The sequence below is a fragment of the Actinosynnema sp. NPDC059335 genome (assembly GCF_042752395.1).
Taxonomy (GTDB): domain Bacteria; phylum Actinomycetota; class Actinomycetes; order Mycobacteriales; family Pseudonocardiaceae; genus Actinosynnema.
This window is the reverse complement of record NZ_JBHYXZ010000054.1, coordinates 34,077-49,895: the sequence shown is the minus strand read 5'-3', so window position 1 is coordinate 49,895 and position 15,819 is coordinate 34,077. Positions and strand designations below refer to the sequence as shown.

General features: G+C 70.2%; 15 protein-coding genes. 11 read left to right on the top strand and 4 right to left on the bottom strand.

Annotated elements, in window-relative coordinates; translation table 11 throughout:
* The first annotated feature begins 601 nt into the window (after positions 1-601).
* The 6 genes from ACFXGA_RS18780 to ACFXGA_RS18755 all read left to right on the top strand — a co-directional run bounded on the left by ACFXGA_RS18780 (position 602) and on the right by ACFXGA_RS18755 (position 2,770).
* Entirely contained in the window at positions 602-883 is a 282-nt protein-coding gene (locus ACFXGA_RS18780; RefSeq protein ID WP_378089477.1) for a hypothetical protein, read from the top strand.
* 227 nt (positions 884-1,110) lie between these two features.
* The gene (locus ACFXGA_RS18775; RefSeq protein WP_378089475.1) at positions 1,111-1,344 is read left to right on the top strand and encodes a hypothetical protein; all 234 of its coding nucleotides are present in this window, start codon (positions 1,111-1,113) and stop codon (positions 1,342-1,344) included.
* Positions 1,329-1,526, top strand: a complete 198-nt coding sequence (locus tag ACFXGA_RS18770; RefSeq protein WP_378089473.1) for a hypothetical protein — start codon at positions 1,329-1,331, stop codon at positions 1,524-1,526. Before ACFXGA_RS18775 ends, ACFXGA_RS18770 begins: the two co-directional genes overlap by 16 nt.
* Positions 1,527-1,695: 169 nt before the next feature.
* Entirely contained in the window at positions 1,696-2,196 is a 501-nt protein-coding gene (locus tag ACFXGA_RS18765) for a hypothetical protein (protein WP_378089471.1), read from the top strand.
* 64 nt (positions 2,197-2,260) lie between these two features.
* Positions 2,261-2,458, top strand: coding sequence for a hypothetical protein (locus ACFXGA_RS18760; protein ID WP_378089469.1), 198 nt, complete (start codon positions 2,261-2,263; stop codon positions 2,456-2,458).
* 84 nt (positions 2,459-2,542) lie between these two features.
* The gene (locus ACFXGA_RS18755) at positions 2,543-2,770 is read left to right on the top strand and encodes a hypothetical protein (protein WP_378089467.1); all 228 of its coding nucleotides are present in this window, start codon (positions 2,543-2,545) and stop codon (positions 2,768-2,770) included.
* 1,128 nt (positions 2,771-3,898) lie between these two features.
* Here the strand turns inward: ACFXGA_RS18755 and ACFXGA_RS18750 are convergent.
* Positions 3,899-4,516 (bottom strand): hypothetical protein, encoded by a 618-nt coding sequence (locus ACFXGA_RS18750; protein WP_378089466.1) that lies wholly within the window; start codon positions 4,514-4,516, stop codon positions 3,899-3,901.
* Between the two features lie 365 nt (positions 4,517-4,881).
* On the opposite strand from ACFXGA_RS18750, the gene ACFXGA_RS18745 reads away from it, so the two are divergent.
* Entirely contained in the window at positions 4,882-7,119 is a 2,238-nt protein-coding gene (locus tag ACFXGA_RS18745) for an ATP-binding protein (protein WP_378089464.1), read from the top strand.
* A 181-nt stretch (positions 7,120-7,300) separates the two neighbouring features.
* Positions 7,301-7,594, top strand: coding sequence for a hypothetical protein (locus tag ACFXGA_RS18740; RefSeq protein WP_378089462.1), 294 nt, complete (start codon positions 7,301-7,303; stop codon positions 7,592-7,594).
* A 138-nt stretch (positions 7,595-7,732) separates the two neighbouring features.
* On the opposite strand, the gene ACFXGA_RS18735 is transcribed toward ACFXGA_RS18740, so the two are convergent.
* The gene (locus ACFXGA_RS18735) at positions 7,733-8,143 is read right to left on the bottom strand and encodes a hypothetical protein (protein ID WP_378089460.1); all 411 of its coding nucleotides are present in this window, start codon (positions 8,141-8,143) and stop codon (positions 7,733-7,735) included.
* A 212-nt stretch (positions 8,144-8,355) separates the two neighbouring features.
* On the opposite strand from ACFXGA_RS18735, the gene ACFXGA_RS18730 reads away from it, so the two are divergent.
* Complete coding sequence (locus ACFXGA_RS18730) at positions 8,356-8,589, top strand: hypothetical protein (RefSeq protein WP_378089458.1); 234 nt, start codon at positions 8,356-8,358, stop codon at positions 8,587-8,589.
* A gap of 467 nt (positions 8,590-9,056) precedes the next feature.
* Here the strand turns inward: ACFXGA_RS18730 and ACFXGA_RS18725 are convergent, their stop codons facing one another.
* Both ACFXGA_RS18725 and ACFXGA_RS18720 read right to left on the bottom strand, forming a co-directional pair.
* The gene (locus ACFXGA_RS18725; protein ID WP_378089456.1) at positions 9,057-9,788 is read right to left on the bottom strand and encodes a YfbU family protein; all 732 of its coding nucleotides are present in this window, start codon (positions 9,786-9,788) and stop codon (positions 9,057-9,059) included.
* A gap of 280 nt (positions 9,789-10,068) precedes the next feature.
* The gene (locus tag ACFXGA_RS18720; protein ID WP_378089454.1) at positions 10,069-12,018 is read right to left on the bottom strand and encodes a hypothetical protein; all 1,950 of its coding nucleotides are present in this window, start codon (positions 12,016-12,018) and stop codon (positions 10,069-10,071) included.
* Positions 12,019-12,273: 255 nt separating this feature from the next.
* Here ACFXGA_RS18720 and ACFXGA_RS18715 point away from each other — a divergent pair, with 255 nt between their 5' ends.
* Both ACFXGA_RS18715 and ACFXGA_RS18710 read left to right on the top strand, forming a co-directional pair.
* Positions 12,274-13,287, top strand: a complete 1,014-nt coding sequence (locus ACFXGA_RS18715; protein WP_378089452.1) for a tyrosine-type recombinase/integrase — start codon at positions 12,274-12,276, stop codon at positions 13,285-13,287.
* A gap of 1,155 nt (positions 13,288-14,442) precedes the next feature.
* A complete protein-coding gene (locus ACFXGA_RS18710) occupies positions 14,443-15,090 on the top strand; it encodes a DddA-like double-stranded DNA deaminase toxin (RefSeq protein ID WP_378089450.1) in 648 nt (215 codons plus the stop codon).
* Positions 15,091-15,819 lie beyond the last annotated feature (729 nt).

Sequence of the window (15,819 nt, the reverse complement as noted above, 5' to 3'; positions counted from 1 at the left end):
ATCGCCGACTGCGAGGCGGACTACGCCGCCACCAGGCACGCGGTGTACGGGGCCCTGCGCCGGCCGCACGCGGTGCGGGCCGCCGGCGGCCCCCCCCCCCCCCCCACCCCCCGCGCCGCGGGCGCGCGCCCCCGCGCGCCCCCGCCCGCCCGGCCCCCCCCGCGCCCCCCCCCGGGGCCCGCGCCGGTTTACCCGCGGGGGCCCCCCGCCAAAAGGGGGGCCCCCCCGTTCGCGTCATACCTGGTGCTGCTGCCGACCGTAAGCGCCGCGCCGATCACACCGAGTGTCACAGCGACCACTGGCCGGTGTGGGTCGCCGAGCGGCGCGACCGGATCGGTCCGACCGATCAGCCTCGCTGTGCGGCACTTGTCGCAAGGCGCGATTCGCCGACAAGACCGCTGGTCAACCCGCATGGCCGTGTCGCCCGACCAGAGGAATGCACGACACTGCCGCGCGTGAAACCACCGCGGTCGCGCCTGGACCCGCCAGTGCTCATCCCCGGCGTCACGTCCGGTCGAATCGGCCCGCGCCGTCCTTGCCGAACCGGGGTTCGATACCGGATTATCCGGGTTCGACCTTGATTCTGAAGCAGAGGAGTGCGATGCCGTCGGTGCGCCCGCAGGCGAAGCGCCAACGCGATGACGGCGTGTGGGTCTACGACGCCCGGATCCCGATCGAGGTGACGTTGGACCACGCGGCGGTCGCGCTCGCCGTGACCGACGGTCGCCCCGACCGCGCCCGCGTCGCGAAGGACGCCTTGCCCAAGGCGTTGCAGGAACTGGTGAAACTGCTGTTGGCCGGAGAGCCGGTCGTCCCGCCGCCGTCGGTGGTGCGGCAGTGGCGCGAGCGCCTCATCCGGGACGGGGTGTTCCCCGCGTCCTGACGCCCTTGTCCGCGCCGGGGAACCCGGCTGAACCCTCCGCAGCCCCGACCCGCCCGGGTCGGGGCTGTCGCGTGTCCGGGCAGGGCGTTGACATCACCCGATCCGACTAGGGTTAAACCCTGTTTTTTCGGGGTTGAACCCCGTAATTTCGGGGTTGTTGGCGGACCCCGCCCGGCTTCCTTGGCCGGATCGGGCGGGGTCCTTCTCCCCTCACGAGGAGCAGGGACATGAGTACCAGGAAAACCACGGAGTTGAGCACCGGGGACCGGGTGACGACCCCGGACGGCGGCCGCAGCGGCATGGTCCGCCGCGTCCACCCCGGCGGGCCGCTGGGCGACCAGCAGGGCAGGTCGGCGGTGCAGTTCCAGCGCGGATCGGTCGAGGTCCACGACCCGGACACGGTCGGCACGACCCGCAACTGGCTCACCACGGCCGACGACGCCGAGTGGACCGTGCAGTGAGCGGCGGGCACGTGCGCGACCTGGTCGACGTCCGCAGCGGCGACACCTTCGACCAGCCCCGGCCCTTCGGCCCGGTCACGCCGGTGCGGATGGCCGACGGCTCCCCGCCGCCCAGCCAGCGCCCCCGCACCTGGGAGCACCTGACCGCCTCCGGCCGCGAGCTGCGGCCCGCCCGCCCGTGACCACCCCGACCCCGGCACCCGGCACACCCGACCCCGCCGAGGTGGCCGAGGGCCGACGGATCGCCGACGGCGTCACCGCCGACCAGTTGGCCGGCGACCTCTACGAGTAGCCCGTGTTCACCGGCCCGACCGCCCACGCGCGGTCGGGCCGCCCCGAACGGAGAACACCGTGTCCACACCGAACCGGCCCGCCGCGCCGCCCACCCCGCGCACCGCGCTGCACTGCGACCTGGCGCAGGTGCTCGACCACCTCGTCGCCACCCGGCCGAACGCCACGATCGCCGAGCTGCGCCGCGAGCTGGGCGAGACGCTGCGGCACCTGATCGACGCCACGCTCAACGACGCCGACCGCGCCGGCTACGAGGAGCGGGCGCTGCTGCTGGCCGCGCTGAGCACCCACCCCGACCTGTCCAGCGCGGTGCTCACCGTCGACACCGACCCGTCGGCCGACCCGCGGCGCACCACCGTGCTGGTCCTCGACGCCGACAGCGGGCAGATGACCTGGCACCTCGACGACCGCGACGTCGGCGAGCTGGACCACCTGGCCACCAGCGCCCCGCACGAGCCCGAAGCCCTGTGGGACGGCACCGACAAGGCCACCACGCTGGCCCGGGTCCGCGCGTTCGTCCACCAGCAGGTCGCCCGCGCCAAGGCCGACCCCTGGTCGTAGCGCCACCCGAGGTCCCCGCCCGGCACCGACCGACCGCCACACCGACCAGCAGGAGAAGACCACCATGGCCAAGCCCGGACCCGCCGAACTCCGCGAAGCCCTCGCCAAGGCCCGCAACGCCGACCCCGCCCAGAAGCCCAAGGCCGTCTCCGACGCCGGACGCCTCGCGATCGAAGTCACCCGCGACGTCACCAAGGCCGCCGGCCGCGACACCGCCAAGCAGTTCAGCGACCTCTACGAGGACGAGCTGCGGCAAGCCTGACCACGCGACGGCGCGCCGGCACACCACGGCGGGGTGCTTCCTGGATGATCGGGAAGCACCCCGTACGCGTCCCCGGAGGCCCGCATGGACACCCCCGTCGAGGTCGGACCCCGCGACGACGGTCCCTTCAGCGTCACCGAGATCCGCGGGCACCTGGCCGACCTGCGCCAGGCCAACGCCCACAACGAGGCCGTGCAGGACGTGATCAACATCGTCGAGGCCATGCTGGTCCACCACGACTGCGACCGTTCCGACGCGACCGACACGGGCGCCCTGGCCCAAGTCATCCCCCTGCCGTCTCCGCGAGGCTGATCCTTCGGATCCGGGTGTCACCGGCCAGCCTGACCGGTCGACCAAGACGACGTCCGCCGGCGACAATCGATCCGGTGCGCGACGCCTCATAGTTCGCTGCACCTGCGAACACAAAACCGCGTGGACAACGCGACAGCTAACGCGGAACCGCGCGGTGGAACTACTAACCGTGACGCGCCGGAGGGAGTGTCTGGGAGCGTGTGGGAGTCTCGCGGAGCGACGACAGTACAAACGACTACAAGCCGTCATGATCTGTCGTGGCTGGTCGTGCCCGGGAGACATGTCCGAAAGAACATGTTGCGCGGTAATCGTGAACTGGTGTCGGGGACTGTTAAATCGATTTTTCGGCGAACTGTCAAACCGGGACTACCCGGAGAATCAGTTTCGTCGTGGTACCCCCGTTTGGCGGGGGTAGTGCAACTACCAGGGCAAACCTGCGCGAACCCGAGCGAACTCTGTTCCGTGCCCTGCGGTGCAGTGGCGGGGCGAGTCGGTCCGATCCCGTCGGGCAAAGGTCGGGCCGAAGCGCAGGGCGTTTACACGCTCTCCGCCGTCACGAAGCCTCGTCCGGTACTAGTGGAACGGTCGGCGTAGCCCAGTGATGGCCACTGATGCCGACTGATGCCGGTAGTACGCCACTTGTTTGCGCGGGCACTACCGGGTGTGTACTCTACGGGCACGACAAAAGGCACCCGATGGCCGCTGATCCGGTTTGTGAACCCGGATTGACCCTCTCAGGTGCCTTGTGTCCAGCCGTGTGGCTTTCCATGCTGTGGTAGCGAGGATTGTAGCCTGGATGGCGGGGTATGTGAAACCTCCCCTACCAGGCGAGCCGCACGACCTCGAAGGCCCTCAGCAGCGGAAACGCGCTGGGGGCCTTTCGCGTGCCGGTGAACACGTGCCACCGCAGGTGTGACGGGTTCACGGACGTCTCCTCGCCCGACACTCGGCGACGCGGAACACCAGTTTTCATCGTCGCTTCAGTGTGGACCGAACTGACGTTCACGGCCGGATGGCCAATGGGTGACTGGTGAACAGGCCAGCGCGCAACCAGCACCGATGACGCCGTTCGGTCGCGGTGCCGGGCAGGACGCGATCATGCCCGACGGCGGTCGGCGCACGCTGCGCCTAGCCCGCCGCGGGCGCTTGGGCCGCCACGTTCGGCTCGCCGTACTTCTTGATCAGCTCACGCCGGACCTCCACGGCGCTCTGGCGGTCGTCGCACAGGTGCGCCACCCAGGACTCCCACACCAACCCTTCGCGGTGCAGGGACTTCACCCGGTTGCGGAACTGCTGGGTGAAGCCGATGTGCACGGGCACGCCGCCGTTGCCGATCAGCGCGAACCCGACCGCAAGGCGGCGCGGCGGCAAGTCCTTGGCCTCCTCCATACCGGCCCACCCCGTGTTCCCGGTCCAGCTCCTGCCGTCCTCGCCGTTGGGCACCGCCCTGGCGAAGCGGGTCAGGGCGTTGCGGTCGTAGTCGACATGGGCGGTCCAGCGCTCCACGAAGGATCCGAGGCCGTTGGTCTTGCTCCACTCGCGCACCTGGTCGTAGGCAGTGGCCAGGCCCCGCCAATCCAGTTGCCCGGCCTTGTGCGCTGCGGAGATCTTCTTCATGTACTCGGCCTCGGCCGCGGCGATGCGTTCGAGCAGTCGGGTGTACTCGGCGTGCAGATCCGCGACCGTCTCGAAGGCCTGGTCGAGGTCGGGCACATCAGCCAGCAGCGGCGGCAGCGTCGTGGTCATGGCGGTCAGCATGGCAGCGCCACCAGGACCACGAACGGGTGATCAGCCGCTCGCGGACGTGTCCGGCGGCGCGAGTCCTCCGGACCGGAGTCCCGAACTCGCGAGGATCCTGCCGTTCGGAACGTCGGTGGCCGACAAGCACCAGCCCTGACTGTTAGGCGTCATCGGAGTTGTCAGAGGCAAGCGTCGTCCACGTGTCAGCGGCGCGGCGGCCGGTTAGCCCGCCGTCCGGGCCAGCGGAAACCGTCTTATGCGGGTGGGCCGATGCCGGTCGGGTGAATTCCGCCGACGCCGGCCAGCGCAGCGGCGCGGTGGTGCCACGCTGTGCGCCATCAGCCGGCGACCGGACCGGGAGGTGGCCCACGGTGGTGACACCCGAGCTGCGGCAGCCCAACGACCCCGCGGAGAACAATCCCCCGGAGGACGGCCCGCCGCCCAGGGCGGCCGGCGACAGCCCAACGCAGGTCCGCAACACGATGTCGGGGACCGTGGACGTGGTGGTGCAGACCGGGGCGGTGCACGGCGACCTGACCCTCCACGCCGCGCCGCTGCCACCCGCGCCGGTGTTGCCGCGGCAGCTGCCCGCCGCACCGGGCCTGTTCGCCGGGCGGAGCGCGGAACTGGCCCGGCTGGACCGCGTGCTGACCGCCACCACAGCGCCCGCCGACCCGGCGGGTGCGGGGCAGGGCGCGACGGTGCTGGTCTCGGCGATCGGCGGCGCCGGCGGGGTCGGCAAGACCTGGCTGGCGCTGGCCTGGGCACATCGGCACCTGGACCGGTTTCCCGACGGGCAGCTGTTCGTGGACCTGCACGGGTTCAGCCCCACCGGCGAGTCGGTGCGGCCGGCGGTGGCGGTGCGCGGGTTCCTCGACGCCCTGGGTGTCGACCCCAACCGCATCCCCGCCGACCTCGACGCCCAAGCCGCGCTCTACCGCAGCCTGGTCGCCGGGCGGCGGATGCTCATCGTGCTGGACAACGCCGCCACCAGCGACCAGGTCGCACCCCTGCTGCCCGGCTCACCGTCCTGCACCGTGCTGGTCACCGGACGCCACAAGCTGGCGTCGCTGATCGACCGGCACGGCGCCCGCCACCTGCCCCTCGGCACCCTCACCCACGAGGAGGCCCGCGGCCTGCTGGCCGCCCGCCTGGGCACCGACCGCGTCGCCGCCGAACCCGACGCCGTGGACGAGCTGATCGGGCTGTGCGGAGGCCACCCGCTGGCGCTGTCGATCACCGCGCGCACCGCCGAGCCCCACCCCGACGTCGCGTTGGCCGAGGCCGCCGCCGAACTGCGCGACCTCGGGCTGGAGGCGCTCGACCACGACACCGACCCCGCCGCCAGCCTGCCCACCGTGCTGTCCTGGTCCCTGCGCCACCTCACCGACACCCAACGCACCGTCTTCGCCCTGCTGGGCATCGCCCCCGGCCCCGACACCACCCCGCCCGCCACCGCCGCCCTCACCGACCTGCCCGACCGCACCGCCCGCAGGACGCTGACCACGCTGGAGAACGCCTCACTGCTGGAACGACGGCCCGGCGGCCGGTACGCCATGCACGACCTGGTCCGCCGCTACGCCACCGACACCGCCCACACCACCCTGCCCGAGCACGTGCGGGAAGCGGCCCTGACCCGGGTGGGGGACTTCCACCTGCACACCGCCCACGCCGCCGACCGCCTCCTGGACCCCCATCTCGCGCTCGTGCGGCCCGAGCCGCCCGCGCCCGGCGTGCACCCGCACCCGCTGCCCGACACCGCCGCGGCGCTGGCCTGGATGGCCGCCGAGCACGCCACCCTGCTGGCCACCCAGCGCACCGCCGCCGCCCTCGGCCACCACAGCGTCGTCTGGCACCTGGCCCGGAACCTGAACACCTTCCACCAGAGGCGAGGACACCGGCACGACGCGATCACCACGTGGCAGGCCGCACTGCACGCCGCCGACCACCTGCCCGACCCCGCCACCCACAGCCGCACCCACCGACTCCTCGGCAACGCCTACTCCCGGCTGGGCCTGCACGAACAGGCCACCACCCACCTGGAGCAGGCCCTCCACCTGGCCCTGCGCCACCACGACCTCACCGAGCAGGCCCACAGCCACCAGGTGCTCGCGGTCGCCTGGGAACAGCGGGGGGACGACCGGCAGGCCCTGGAGCACGCCCACCACGCCCTCGACCTCTACCGCGCCCTCGACCTGCCGGTGTGGGAAGCCGAGGCGCTCAACTCGGTGGGCTGGCACGCCGCGCACCTGGGCCGGTTCGACACCGCCCGCGAGCACTGCCAGGCCGCCCTCACCCTGCACCGACACCACCACAACCCCGACGGCGAGGCGGACACCCTGGACAGCCTGGGCTACATCGCCCACCACACCGGCGACCACCACCAGGCCCTCGACCACTACCACCAGGCCCTCACCCTGTACCGCGGCCTCGGCGACGCCTACACGGTCGCGGAGAACCTCGACAGCGTGGGCCACCCCCACGCCGCCCTCGGCCGGCACGAGCAGGCCCGCACGGTGTGGCGGGAGGCGCTGGAGCTGTACCGGGAACAAGGCCGCGACGCCGACGCCGACCGCGTCCAACGCCAACTCGACGACCTCGACCTGTGACTTCAGTTAAGAATAAAAGACCGCAGCGGTCGGGTGTCTCGATCGGGTGGAGCCCCTGGCCCGGACCATGACGCCTATGACCGACGTCCCTATGGTGGGTCGGCATGCGCTGCCGGACACCCGCCCCACCGACGACCCGCCTCACCGACCACGTGGCCCACGAGACCCCGCCGCCGGAACCGTGATCGGCGACCTGGTCGAGTTCTACGACCGGCGCTCCGTGGCCGAGGCCGTCGCCGCGCACCTGGCCGACGAGCGCGGCGACTACGACGTGACCGCGATCGAGCACGCCTACCACCGTGCGATCGACGAGCAGTTGGCCCCGGCCAACCTCAAGCTCGACTCCGCCGGCGCCCGGATCCCGACCACCGGCCCATTGGCGTCCGGCGTCAACGTCGAAGAGGTCGTCGACGACGCGTTCGGCCACGCCGACCTGCCCGGCATCTGCCACGACCACGGCCTCGACCGGCGGTGATCGCGGCCGCGGCGGTCGGCGGCTGTTCGTCTCCTCGGCCGCGCCGCACCTGTGCGCGGCCCCGGTGGTAGAGCGCGGCCGGCCAGACGCACCGACAGCCCGACCGGTGCGGTGCACGTGCCGCACGTGGCCAGCGGGTCAGTCCTGCGCGGGGTGGTCTCCCCGCTCGACGACGTCGAGCTTGGGGAAGTTGGGGCTGATGAGCTGCACGTGCACCACCTTCATGCACTTGATCACGTCGTCGAACGACACGTTGTGCACCAGGACTTCCTTGACCGGCACCGAGCCGCGGCGGGCCGCCAACGCCGCCAGGTCCTCGTAGGACTTCACCTCTTCGGCCTGGCGGTCGACCGCGTACACGTGCACGGTCCACTCCGGCTCGGCGCCGTGGCTATAGGCGGAGGCGTCGACCGCGAGGATCGACCACCGGTTCACGTCAAGGCCGGAGAGTTCGTACAGGCTTCCGCTGCCCTTGATGACGCTGTCCTCGGCGCCCGCCGTGCCGACCCAGTCGTCGTCGGTGGTGCCAGCCGGTTCCACGATCTCCATGTCCACGCTCCTGCCTGCTCTGATCCGTCCGGAACCACCGCCCGCTGCTGGGACGCGTCCGGGCATTGGTGGCGTGATCATGCCCCGGCTACACCACCTGCGCCGGCTCCCCCCGGCTTGACGGACCGGGGTTGTACGTTCCGCGCCGCCCCCACCGGCATAGGGATGCCGGTGCGGTCGAACGACCCGGCCCCGGACCACAGGAGTACGACGTGCCCGCCACCGAACCCACCGAGCCCGCCGATCACGAGCCCGCCGACCACGCGAACACCGCCCTGTTCGGCCAGCGCACCGCGCTGATTCTGCTGTTGGCGGTGCTGACCGGTATCGGCGCCGGTGTGCTCACTGCCGTCGCGGGCAGCCACCCCGCCCAGGCCGTCCTCGTCGGTGCCGCCGCGGCGGCTGCGGCGATCGCCTTCTTCAACTCGGTCATCGCACACCGGTGAAGCCGGCCGGTCCACCGGAAGCCACGTCGCAAAACCCTCAACCACCGGCCGAAACGATGGTCGAGAGCCGGTGCCGCGCGGACGCTACTGCCCGCCGCGCGGTCAACGCGATGGGGTCCTGGCGGCGCCAAGAACAACCGTGCGCTGCTGGGAGGTCGGGTGACACCGGAGGCCCATCGTCACCGGCATGACCACCAACGGCTCCACCACGTGCCCCGACTGCGGCGGCACCGGCGACTACGGCCCCGATCGCGATGACGACCCGTGTGAGATGTGCCAGGCCACCGGCACCCTGCCGTAGCCCGAGCCGTCGCGGTCATCCCCCAGCGCGCACCGGATGCGGGAGATCCGCAAGTGAGCCGCGCCGGTCTCGACCGCATATCGGTCGCCGCGGCTCCAGCGACCGACGAGTGGTCATCGCCGAACCCTGCGACGCGGCCGGGAGATCCTCGGCGAACGCCACCGAATCAGCGCCCGCCCCCCGGATGACGCGCCGCCTCCACTATCGACAGCAGATCCTCGATGTCGAAGTCCCAGGCGGAGGTCATCCGACCGTTCGCCCGGTTCCTGTCCCGGATCGCTTCGTAGGCGGCGCGCATTCGTTGGTACCGGGCCAGCCTGGGCGAGTGGGAGTTGCCCCGCTCCCCGGTGGTCACGCGCTCCCGGAACTCCTCCCAGCGGCCATCCGTCGTCACCATGTACCGGACATAGGCCAGCAGCCGTGCCTCGTCCGGCCGGCTCAGGTCGAACCCGTCGAAGGTCAGCGTGTACCGCACGGCCGACCCGAGCCGCTCACGATCCTCAGGCGTCAGCTCCGTCAAGCGGTGCTCCACCACCCGGAACATCTCCAGGATGTCGTTGGCCCAGGAGCACTCCGTCGGCGACAGCTCGACCGGCATGAAGCCGAACTCGTCGTGGTACTCCCCGGCGAACCCCTCCGTCATCACCTCGGCCATCTGCCCGTGGTACCGGCGATCGTCCTCGTCGTCGGAGAGCTTGCCCAGCACCTCGTGCAGCAGGGCGAACGTTCGACGTTCGACGGTGTCCAGCGTCCTGGGCACCGCGACAACGTCTCCTCGATCCGGCCTGTCGTCTCCGAAGCCCAGCAGATCGTTGATCGCGTTCCGGAGAAGATCGCTCACCGTCGTGCCCCGTGCGCGGGCTGCGCGGTCAAGCTCGTCACGCACCGTGTCGTCCACCCGCAGCGTCAACGTAGCCACGTACCCTCCGATCTGTAATACGGTAGTCGATTTCGTAATACTGTAACACGTGCTGGTTCGGCCCATGACGATGTACCTGCCCTACTTCTGATACCTGTGAGTATCAGAAGCGGACTGCGGGGGTGACTTCCGAACTGCGGCGCAGGCGGTTCGGCAGAGTGGCGAATCAGCCTCCGATATCGACTCCCTGCAACCACCCGACCTGCGATCGAATCGCAGGTCGGGTGCTCGCACCAAAGGGCCGTTGCGGTGTGGTCGGTCAGGCGTTGCGGTCGGCGGTGGCACGGTCGTGATCGGCTTGTGCCCACTGCACCAGCTGCGACCAGGGCAACCGCAGTGGTCCCTGCGTGGTGGACAGGGCGTGCCACAGCTGGCTGTCGGACGGTCGGTCGGTGGAAGCGCGTTGCGCGACGAGCCGGCGGCTGGTGCGGTCCAGGTCGACGTCGTCGCCCAGGGCGCAGCGCAGCAGTGCCCGGTAAGTGACGTGCGGGGTGCCTCCGTCGTAGCCGTAGCCGTGGGCGTCGCGGCCCGACCGGGGGCCCAGCGGTACGGGGTCGACGCGGAACCGGCCGTCTGGGTCGGGGGTGAGCGCGAGCAGGGTGGCGATGCCGCCGTGGTGGTCGGCGGCCAGCACCGTGTCGTCGGTCCAGCCGTCGACCACCCGCAGCGAGACCGGCCACTCGGCCCATACCGCCGTGTTCGGGCCGTACTCCGTGACCAGGAGGTAGCGGCCGTCGGCGTCGCGGTAGAGCTCGCGCAGGACGTCGGGGTCGTGGCGGTCGGTGAGCCGGTGGACCCGGCGCAACCGCAGGGCGGCGTCGCGGTCGGCGCCGGTGAGTTCGGTGAGCTCCGCCTTCCACGCCTCGATCACCGGCCCGTCCCACCGGCCGTGGTAGACCACGAGACCGTCGTCGGCGACCGGCACGTAGTCCCGCGCGGCCGGTTTGCGGCCCTCGGCCCGGACCTGGTCGCGGGCCGCGGCGCGCAGCTGCTCGGCCAGCAGGTCGATCGCCTCGGCGTGGACCGGCCCCTCGGGGTCGTCGACGTCCAGGTCGGCCTCGACCGCGCGCAGCCGGGTCAGCTCGTCGCGGACGCGATCCAGGTCGGGCTCGGGGCGGGTCGCGGTGATGCGCTGTTCGAGGGCCAGCGGCGGGGCGGGGGCGGCGGGCCGGGCGGCCAGGTACCAGCCGTCGCCGCCGGTGGACGTGGCCGCGTGCGCGGCGCGGATCTGGTCCAGACGGGCGGCGGCGTCGGCGGCCAGCACGGCCCAGGCCGCCGGGTACCGCTGCGGGAGCCCGGTGTTCTCGGCGCTCTCCAGCCGGGCCTGCACCGCGGGCCAGTCGGTGCTGGTGTCCGGCACGGTCAGCGTGCCGGGGTAGGCCAGGCTGCGGGCGGCGGTCCCGGCGGTGAGGGTGCCGTCGAGCCACACCGGCAGCGACAGGCCCAGCTGCGGCGCGAACTCGTCGAAGTCCAGACTCGTCACCCACTCCGCGCGCGCCCACCGCCGCGCCGCCGCCCCGCCCTCGACGAGGTCGTCGTCAGGACTCGAGAGGGTCTCCGGGCCGGCCAGGGCGCGGTTCCACATCCGTCGCAGCCCGCCGAACAACGACTCGCCCGCGGCCGCCGCGTCGCGGTTCCGCGCCCCCCTGCCGCCCCCGTCGTTCCCGGCACTCCCGTCGCGGGCGGTGCTCTTGCCGACCAGGCGGTACAGGTAGGCCAGCGGCACGTCGCGGTCGCCGAGCCGCTGGTTGGTCTGCACCACGACCGCGGTGGTCGACCACCAGCGCGGCTCCACCAGCTGCGCGGCCGCGTGCGCGACGGTGTCCCAGCCGTGGTCGCCGTCCTGCTCGACCAGATACACCAGGTGCCCGTGCTCGGTGTCCCACACCACCGCGAAAAGCGGCATGGGCCTGCCGTACGGGCCGGTCGTCTCCACCCAGCCACGCCGCAGTTCCACGGCGGGCGAGGTCAGCGGCTCCGGCCGCACCAACCAGAACGAGTCCTCGGGCACCGCCCGACCGGTGCTGGCGCACCACCGGTCGATCGTGCCCTCCCACCACAGCGGCCGGCCGTCGGCGTCGGCGGTGTCCGGCCGCGGCAGGCCGGACGGCGTGGCGGTGTACAGGGCGCGGGCGCGCCCCTCGGAGATCCCGGCCCTACGGGCCAACTGCGCCAGGGTGTACGGCTTCCTGCCCCACGGCTGAGCCATGCGTGCGTTCCCCTCTCACCGGCGAGCGCTTCCGCTCGCACGCACCCACGTTAACGACCGGCCGAGCGAAAGCGCTCGTGTGACATGAGAGAACCGCTCGAATGGAGCAGGGAACCGCGCGCGTGCACCGGGATCGCATTGTCAGATAATGACGTATTATCTGACAAACGCGTCCGCGCAGGTCAACGGCCCCGCTGGTGGCCGGTTCCGGGCCAGCGCACCTTTCGCGCGTATTATCTGACAAAGGAGGTCCGGGTGGCCGACGACCGCCATCTCCACGCCGTCGCCGACGCCGGGATCGGCGTGTCCACCGCCGAGGCGCTGGCGTCGTTCCTGCGCCACCTCGCCTCCCGGCGCGGCCGGTCCGGCCGGATCACCTCCCCGGAGACCGTCCGCGCCTACACCTCCGCCCTGCCGGTGGCGTTCGCCGGCGTCTCCGACGTGGCGGAGTTGAACGAGCCCGGCCCGGCCCGCGAGCGACTGCACACCAACATCCGCACCGCGTGGGGGCACCGGCAGCCGGCGACGTTCAACGCCAAGCGCGCGGCGGTCGCGTCCGCCTTGGCCTACTTCGCCGAGCAGGAGTGGATCGCCGACGCCGAGGCGGTGCTGCACGGGCTGCGCCGCGAGCACCAGCCCAAGCCCGACGACACCCGGGTCCGGCCGCGCGCCGCGATCGACCGGCTGGTCACCGACCGCCGATGGCCGCTGGAGGACCGCACGCTCTGGTCGATGCTCTACGCCACCGCGGCCCGCGCCGAGGAGGTCCTGCGCCTGGACGTCGAACACCTCGACCGCGCCAACCGCCGGGCCCGCACCAAGCGCAAGGGCGGCAAGGACGACGAACTGCTCTACGACGTGCGCACCGCGCGGATGCTCGGGCAACTCCTCGGGCGCCGCCGCACCGGCCCGGTCTTCCTGTCCACGCGGCTCGCACCCGAAGACGGCACGGTGCCCGCCCGCGATGTCGACCCGTCCAGCCGTCGCCGGCGGATGACGTACCGGACCGCCGAGCGGCACCTGGGCGTCGCGACGAGCGGGTGGGACCTGCACGACCTGCGGCACTCGCGGCTGACCCACGCCGGCGAGGACGGCGCGACCGAGGCCGACCTGATGAACCTGTCCGGCCACGAGGACCGCCGCACCCTCCAGCGCTACCTCAAACCGTCGAAGGAGGGCACGCACCGCCGCTTGGACGCGATCGACGCCCGCCGCCCCGAGCGCACGCCAGACGCCGCCGAACTCGCCGCCCGGATGGTTAGCCCTTAGGGTCCGTGCGCCAGCTTGCCGACGACGTCGACCCCGTCGAACTGGCCAGGCTGATCGACACGATGTCTGTGCGCACAGGTTGGCGGCTTTTGCTGGTGACGTCGTGGACACTCAGTTCGTCGAGTGTGGGCCGGCACCGCCAACGTATTGGTGATTAAGGCCATGGCAGCTCGGATCGAACGAGAACACCAATGGCCTGTCGCAGCAGTAATTCCCGAAAGGCACTAGCCTCGTCGTCACAGCTCTGCGGATCTGGCAGCCGTCGCCGCCCAGCTCAACTTTTGGTTAGGAAACACCAGACGAGTGCCTTTCCAAGGCCAGTTGATCAGTCGTGTTACAACGCCTGAAAACGCCCGTCCATGACACGTCGAGCCTTTCGTCATGTCCAGGATCCGTGCTAAATGTGTTGGCCCGATCCGGATCGTGGTTGACGACCTCGAGTCGATTCGCGGGACGTCCGGCGGGCCGGACTTCGTGGTCCTGGTGGAGCAGATCACCCTTCCAGCTGACCCTCCGGTAGCGTACGCCGAGAAAGAACGATCAGCTGTGTCCAGTGAGGTTACTGCGTGGAAGAATGCCTGCAGCCGACCTGGGGCGCAGCCGCCGTCCTTAGCCTCGTTGGGCAGGATCTCGGCCTGACAGCTGCTGGCGCAGCGGCTACGAGGCTCGCCGCCAAGGAGACCGCGTCCTGTCGGCTCAACAACGACCGTAGTGGACGCCGCACACGGAGCGCACGGGTGCGGGCTCCAAGAGCCCTCTCGCGGTGATTTTTGCGAGCGCCTTCGGTGCTCGACGCCCGTAGACGACGGCGCGATTTGCGACCTCGGCTCGCGTTTCGCGTTCGCGTCACCGCAAGCATAGCCAGAGGGCACGCAAGTTCGTGAACTGCTCTTTCGGCTATGGGAGCAGCTTCGACCGCGTGTGCCTGGATGCAATCCAGTCAGATTCCAGAGCCTGCGGTCAGAGTGATCACCACTGCACAACACTGCGGCGGCGACATAAGGCCAAAGCGCTTGCCCATGAGAACTCCGTATTAATGTGGAGAGAATGCGAGCAATGCTCGTTGTGGAGGATCGGTGACTGCTGACGACCCATTGCTATGACCTTCGGGCGGCGACAGTCCGTTGATGAAGTGCGGTTCAGAGTGTATTCCTGATGCGAATTGATCTCTCTCGAAGAAAAAATACTCCCCTCGGAAATGATGGTGTTATTACTGCCGTGAAGCGTTTCGTAGGTTTCCTCGCGCTGATTTTGATCTTCTACTTCGTTTTTATCGACTCAGACGAAAAGTTCGACTGCGAAGAGAGCGCTTCGGCCAGCTTCGGTTTCGGCGTTGCGAACGCCCAGGAGGACTTTGAAGACCCGCCCTGTGTCGTAAATATCGACGACGCGGCCACCGATCGAGAATGGGCTTCGGTCACTGTTGATAAACTCAACGCTACGAGCCGCTCCGTAACCACGGCCTGGTACTACCATGACGATGGTGAGCGACGGGAAATCCAGAGTGGTTCGGACAACTCCAAGGCGGCATTGGACCTCATGCTTGAAGTTGGTATCAACGGCCCAGACGCTGGGGCGCTAAAGACGCACGCGGAGATGAAGATTGCCGCTTTGATGATTGACGAGGATGAGCGCTCTGCGGTGATCATTATTAACAACCGCAACGGTCCATGTTACGACGATGGTGGCAGGGGCTGCTGGGATGTCATGCCCAAGGTGCTCTTCAAAAAGCATCGAGTTGCGATTTGGTGGAAAGATAAGGATGGGGAGCTGCAAAGGCGGTTGTTCAACGGTGAAAGGTAAGGGTTCCAACTGTCGCGACCTCCCGATGAAATATGGCTCCCTCCGGTGATCATCGAGCGGGCTGGCCACCGCGGTGCGGCTCGATCGACACCCCGTACCGTTTGACCGATCAGCCGGGCCTTCGAGGCCACCAGCTGATGCTCGATGTAGTGGACCATCGGCTGCGCCGCCGGGTTCTTCGACGTGGTGGTCGCGGCGGCCGGTGCGCTGGTGGCGCGACGCTGTCGTGGAGATGCTGGCGGGCGTTGGTTGTTGCACGGCATCACCGTGCCGACGCTTGTCTCAACGGGTGATCGTCGTGTTCCCGGCGCACTGCATCGAGCAGCCGGAGACGATCGGCGTCACACCGACGCCACTCCTCCAGAACCTCGCGAAACTCCCGTACCCCGTCAACGCTCACACTCATGCCCGAAAGCGTCCGCTGCGGGTATCACGCCGCCCCACTGGCGATGTGATACTCGATGCCCCTGTCACTCACGGCAGACACGAGGGGCGCCAGACGGTGTGCGCGTCAACGCCACCGTGGTGAACCGGCGCGGTCCAGGCCATCCCACCCGGATGGATCAAAGGCCTCGCCGGCTTCTCCTCCTGATCACCTTCGGAGACGTGGGGGGGGGGGGGGGTTGGGGGACCCCGGCGGGGGGCCCCACCCCCCCCCCACACATATTTATAAGAATAAACGTGGGTGTTGTACCCCCGGGGGGGCCCAGGGGGAGTTAGGCCCCCCCA